Origin of the sequence: Shewanella sp. AC91-MNA-CIBAN-0169 (genome assembly GCF_040310165.1) — a bacterium.
Taxonomy (GTDB): Bacteria; Pseudomonadota; Gammaproteobacteria; order Enterobacterales; family Shewanellaceae; genus Shewanella.
This window is the reverse complement of sequence record NZ_JBEOPM010000047.1, coordinates 1-5631: the sequence shown is the minus strand read 5'-3', so window position 1 is coordinate 5631 and position 5631 is coordinate 1. Positions and strand designations below refer to the sequence as shown.

Annotated in this window: 4 protein-coding genes and 1 pseudogene; 2 read left to right on the top strand and 3 right to left on the bottom strand. The window is 40.5% G+C overall.

Going from position 1 to position 5631, the window contains the following annotated elements; translation table 11 throughout:
• Nucleotides 1–610: 610 nt before the first annotated feature.
• Nucleotides 611–1171 carry a D-glycero-beta-D-manno-heptose 1,7-bisphosphate 7-phosphatase gene (gene gmhB / locus AAEY98_RS21900; RefSeq protein WP_101088188.1) on the bottom strand — a complete coding sequence of 187 codons (561 nt, stop codon included), beginning with the start codon at nucleotides 1169–1171 and terminating at the stop codon, nucleotides 611–613.
• 201 nt (nucleotides 1172–1372) lie between these two features.
• On the opposite strand from gmhB, the gene AAEY98_RS21895 reads away from it, so the two are divergent.
• Entirely contained in the window at nucleotides 1373–2047 is a 675-nt protein-coding gene (locus AAEY98_RS21895; protein ID WP_101088186.1) for a GntR family transcriptional regulator, read from the top strand.
• A gap of 113 nt (nucleotides 2048–2160) precedes the next feature.
• Entirely contained in the window at nucleotides 2161–3243 is a 1083-nt protein-coding gene (locus AAEY98_RS21890; RefSeq protein ID WP_101088184.1) for a ketoacyl-ACP synthase III, read from the top strand.
• 53 nt (nucleotides 3244–3296) lie between these two features.
• Here the strand turns inward: AAEY98_RS21890 and AAEY98_RS21885 are convergent, their stop codons facing one another.
• A complete protein-coding gene (locus tag AAEY98_RS21885; RefSeq protein ID WP_101088182.1) occupies nucleotides 3297–3986 on the bottom strand; it encodes an exonuclease domain-containing protein in 690 nt (229 codons plus the stop codon).
• Nucleotides 3986–5557: pseudogene (locus tag AAEY98_RS21880) on the bottom strand (DUF294 nucleotidyltransferase-like domain-containing protein); the annotation flags it as partial. The pseudogene AAEY98_RS21880 and the gene AAEY98_RS21885, both read right to left, overlap by 1 nt.
• Between the last annotated feature and the right edge of the window lie 74 nt (nucleotides 5558–5631).

Genomic DNA, 5631 nt, shown 5'->3' with positions numbered 1-5631 from the left:
GAAGAACAGAAGACAATTTCGAATAACTCAATACCTGTGAATGTCCACACAGATTACTTGATAAATTGTTAAAGAGCGGACCTGGTAACTAGCGTTAGACGCTGCGTTCCGTGTCAGTGGGGTGTATTATAGGGAAAACTTTTTATAGCGCAAGAGCTTTCTACGGTTTTTATGACTATTACAACCCAACTGCATACTATTTGAACTTAAAGCCATATTTATTGAAGTTTTTGCTGACTTTATAACCATAAATGGCTCGCTACAACGAACAGCAAATTTATTTTATCTACCTATATAAGGCTTATTATGCGGCTCAGCGTGGTTTAAGTGGCTAATTTAGCTTGTTGAGACCAAAACATAACTGAAACGGCGTTAATTTCATGTTAACTTCGTAGCAACTTTTAGTAGCACGAACGATTTGGCGTTAATGGATGACATATCTTTATTTGGATTAGGGGTTTGTTAGCAACAAAAATATGCTGACTAGTATATAAAGGAAGAGAAAGTCTAAAACTAAGTAATTGTTACACTGAAAATCTCTGTTCATATAGAAGTCGGTGAAAGCTTATATATGAACAGTTGAAATGATAGCTTTGAATTGGCGATTCTATTATTTTGTGAGTAATTGACTTAGCAGACTCGGAACGTCAGCGATACTGTCAACCACTGCACTGGCAAGTTCAACTCCGGCTTCGTCTACTACTTTACCTGAACGAACCAAAATGGCAGTGTTAATGCCAGCCGCTTTTGCTGCGCGCATATCATCAGCTTTATCACCCACCATTACAGACTGGCTCATATCGATTTTCAAGAATTCTGCAGCATCGAGCATCATGCCGGGTTTTGGCTTTCTGCAATCGCAATCTTGCTTATATCCACCTAGGCCTTTTTGTGGATGATGCGGGCAATAGTAGATACCATCAAGTTCGACACCTTTATCGGCAAAGTTCCAATCCATCCATTCCGTTAAATGATGAAAATCATCTTCACTGTACATGCCACGAGCAATGCCGGATTGATTGGTCACCACTATTAATAGGTAACCCATTTGCTTTAATGCAAGGCACGCTTCAAATACACCGTCGATATATTCAAAGTCGTCCACTGTATGAACGTAACCATTGTCTTTATTGATCACACCATCACGATCGAGAAATACTGCTTTATTCAACCTAACACTCCTTAAACTCTTTCTTGTGTCGATTATCCCATTGAGATGAATTTGGGGCCAGATAATCTGAATATTTTTATTAATTTGTTTATTTACCGCCATTTTATGAGCTTAATCTGCATAATTGTATAGGTTTCACTTTATAAAGCGGCGGCTAAGCGTTACCCTTGCTCGAAGAAATTAGTGATTATTATAGAATACATGAGCAATATACCTCCTATTATTCATAAAACGCGTACGCAACTTGTTGTAGAGGCGCTCAGAGAACGGATCCTTTCTGGTGATATACAAGGAGGAGAACCGCTCAGGCAGTCTGCTATTGCAGAACAGTTAAATGTAAGTCGCATTCCCGTTCGTGAAGCGTTAGTTCAGTTAGAAGCTGAAGGCTTAATTAATTTCGAACCGCATAAAGGCGCGACGGCAACATTGTTATCTGTTGAGCAAGTCACTGAATTATTTGAATTGCGCGCTATGATCGAATCGGATTTGTTGGCTAAGGCCATCCCTAACCTATCTGACAATGATATTGCCGAAGCTGAAGCCGTACTGGTTAAACTTGAATTGGCATTTAAACTGAAAGAATCAGTAGCAAGTTGGAGTGAGCTTAATACTCGATTCCATACTCGTTTATACCAAGCGGCTAATCGACCTCATACAATGGAAGTGGTTAACGGTTTAAACACCAATTGCGATCGCTATATTCGTCTGCAGTTGTTATTTACTGGCGGGATCCCTATCGCCGAAAGAGAACATCGAGTGTTACTCGAATTATGTAAAAAACGTGACATCGCAAAAGCCACTACTTTGCTGCGTGAGCATATCTTGCATGCTTCGGCTTCAATCACGAAACTGGTAGAACAAAAGATTAAGTCATAATAACAAATCTTAGTCATGACCATTTAAGCATTTAATATCAACAGATTAATTTTAAGCTGTTGTTTTTGTATATAAATTCAATTAACTATTGAAACGTATTGAGAGAACTTCTTATGCAGTATGCACACATTACCGGTTGGGGGAAGTCAGTTCCGCCCGCAACATTGACCAATGAAGATTTAGCCACATTCATGGAAACGACGGATGAATGGATTAAAACACGTACTGGTATTAGTAAGCGTAACATCAGTCACGTCAATACTTCTGAAATGGCGTCGGTTGCAGCTAAGCATGCACTTGCCGCTGCAGGGATTGATGGCAGTGAATTAGATTTAATTATTCTAGCCACCGCCAGCCCTGATACCTTGATCCCAAATATTGCGTCTACGGTACAGGCCAATATTGGCGCTACCTGCGGTGCATTTGATATTAACGCTGCTTGCAGTGGATTTTTGTATGGCGTTGGCTTAGCTAGCTCAATGATAAAAAGCGGCCAAAGTAAGAAAATTCTCATTATTGGCGCTGAACGTTTATCTTTTTACCTTGATTGGTCTCGACGTGAAACCGCTGTGTTATTTGGTGATGGTGCTGGTGCTGTTGTGCTAGAAGCCAGTGACCAACCTGGTGGCGTATTAGGTTATGAATTAAATAACGATCCTGAAGGTCGCGATATTTTAAAGTCTAACTTTGGCACCCAGATGGATAGATTTGACAATGACTCATTGGATTTTTACATTCATATCAATGGTCAAGATGTGTTTAAACGTGCGATTCATGGCATGGGAAGTTTAAGTAATAAGGTATTAGACAAATGTGGTATCAACATCGATGATGTCGACTTTGTTATTCCGCATCAGGCAAACGAACGTATTATTGATACTTTAGTAAGCCGAATGAAAATTCCAAAAGAAAAAGCTTTCGTCAATATCGCTGATTATGGCAATACATCGGCTGCCACTATCCCGATTGCGATTTGTGATGCGTTATCTCAAGGTAGAATTGAAGCCAATCAAACGATTCTATCTTGCGCGTTTGGTGCTGGATTAACCTCGGCTGCCTTACTGCTAAAATGGGGCGAACGCACCACGCCAATTAACACCAGTGATGCAGCATTACCGCCTTGCGATAAAACCGCACTTGAATTGATTAAACCTGCGGTTGATTATTTTTTCAATAAAGCTAAAAACGCAGAATAAGCAGTATTGTGCGTTTAATAGAAAAGCCAGTCTCGATGACTGGCTTTTCTTTTCTAGCGAAATACATTAATTAAGTCTTTAACCGACAACTTTTTAATATCTCCCATCGCTGCCACTTGAGCCAACAATAACTCTGCACAAGATAATGCATCAATAAGCGCATTGTGAGCAGAATAAACGGGTAAACGGTAACGTTCACGGCTTGCATTTAAGCGTAACGAGCCTTCTTTCAATACCGATTGTTGCATTAAACAACGTTTTTTTTCTATGGCCAACGTATCGATAAATACCAACGGAATTGATTGACCAAAACAGCGTATCAACTGCTGCTGAATAAACTGTATGTCTAATGGTGCATGGTGCGCCACTAAAATATAGCCCTTTGTTTGTGATAAAAACCAATCAATTGCCTCGGCTAACGTTAACGCCATATGCAATTGATTATCGACAATACCGTGAACCGTCGCGCTATGACCCACACTGCCACTAATGGATATCATCATATGTTGTGCTTTTTCAAGCGGAATGACACCGTTGATAATTGGTACCAAACCGATACTGATGACTTGATCATGGATTGGATCTAAGCCAGTCATTTCAAGATCAATCGCCATCAATGGAGCATCTAGAAATAGTGTTGTTAATGCCGGCGTGATTGCTTCTAAATATGTATTTAATGGAGACGGTAAAGTGGTCATCTTTTTACGCCACAACACCGTTTTTACCCACCAAAAATTGACCACTAGAAACTCCTCATGAACTTAAGCTTTATACCTGCTTGGGCATCGTGCACCACTTTAAATGCATCACGAAGCTGATGACGCATTAATGAAGAAAGATGTTGTGGTTTAAGATAATTGTTCACTGGTAAATTATTGGTGGCTTGGTAACCTTGATTAGCTAGACGCATGTGCGCAATGAACTCATGGGCGTCCGCCAAATTAAGTGCATCTTTACGATTAATAATATTAGCGTCCATTAACGCTCTGATCCGCTTAGCAGTATTAACCTCTTTGATACCTGCACTTAACGCATACACTCTGGCAATGTCATTAATTAATGCACTGCCCTTATGCTTTAAATCCATACCTTTCACTTCACTTCCATCACGCTCAAGGACAAACTTCCTAAAAAAGCCCAATGGCGGTGATTCAGTTAACGAGTTCCCCGCCATTCCGGCAAGGAAAATATCGTTATTTTGTGTAGCGGCTAAAACATCATCTTGCAGTTCACTGAATAAACTCAATGGCCCAAACACTGGGCGCATGTCGAAAAATATACTGGCATGCATTAAAGCTTTTGGTTCCGGCGTGTTTACCCATCTAGAGAAAAGCCCTTTCCACTTCACCAGTGACAAGCGCCATTTGGGATTTTGCGCCATAATGTCACCAGGGCAATAAATATAACCACATTCATCTAAGCCCTTACATACCGCTTTTGTTAATGCTTCAAAATAAGCACCAGCAAATTCATCGGGTTCATGTGCCAGCAATAAGCCATTATCTTGGTCAGAACAAGCAACCTGATCTTGCCTGCCTTGGGAACCAAAAGCCAACCAACAAAACGCCATTGGTGCCTGACCTAAAATCTGTTGATTCAATTCAATCAGCCGACGCGTTAATGCATCAGTTACCGAGGTTAATACTCTACCTATCTCTTCAGCTCTAGCATCGGCACTGATTAAATTTTGTAATAGTAGCGGGATTTGCTTACTCACTTGAATAAGTTTCTCTATATTTGCTTGCCGGCCTATTTCGCCAATAAGCAGTAGAGGTTGTGAGCTTTGCGAACGCAAAATATCAGTACTAGTGATCATCCCTAACGCACGGCTTCCATCAACCACAGGTAAGTGGTGAATATTATGTTCACTCATCGCCAACATTGCTTCGAATACTAACGCGTTGGCATGAGTTGTCACGGGATTGATGGTCATGGCTTGACTCACCAGCGTATTGACATCTAAGCCTTCAGCGATAATTCGATTACGTAAATCTCGATCGGTCAAAATACCGGTTAATTTTTGATTATCGATAACGAGCACCGATGAGACCCGGTGTTCACGCATTAATTTAGCCGCATCCATAACACTGGCATGAGCGTCGATGATAATGGGCTGAGATGACATAATTGAAGTAATACGGCTAGTCGTGGTCAAGTCTTTAGCGGTAAATTTAGTTTCATTGCGTAAGCGTTTAGCAAAAGCACGAGCAAAAAATTGATCAAAGCTGCGATGTTCAGAACGTAATTGGGCAAATACTGATTGTGGTAAATGATAAACCAAACCATCTTCTAAAATGGCCACTTTATTAACTAATGCTATTCGGATAAGCATTACTGTTTATATTTAAGTGGATAACGGCTAGGTATATAGAGCACTGAGCGTGGATA

Coding starts and splice junctions, on each gene's coding strand:
- AAEY98_RS21890 (WP_101088184.1), top strand. CDS start 2,161: ATGCAGTATGCACACATTACCGGTTGGGGGAAGTCAGTTCCGCCCGCA.
- AAEY98_RS21895 (WP_101088186.1), top strand. CDS start 1,373: ATGAGCAATATACCTCCTATTATTCATAAAACGCGTACGCAACTTGTT.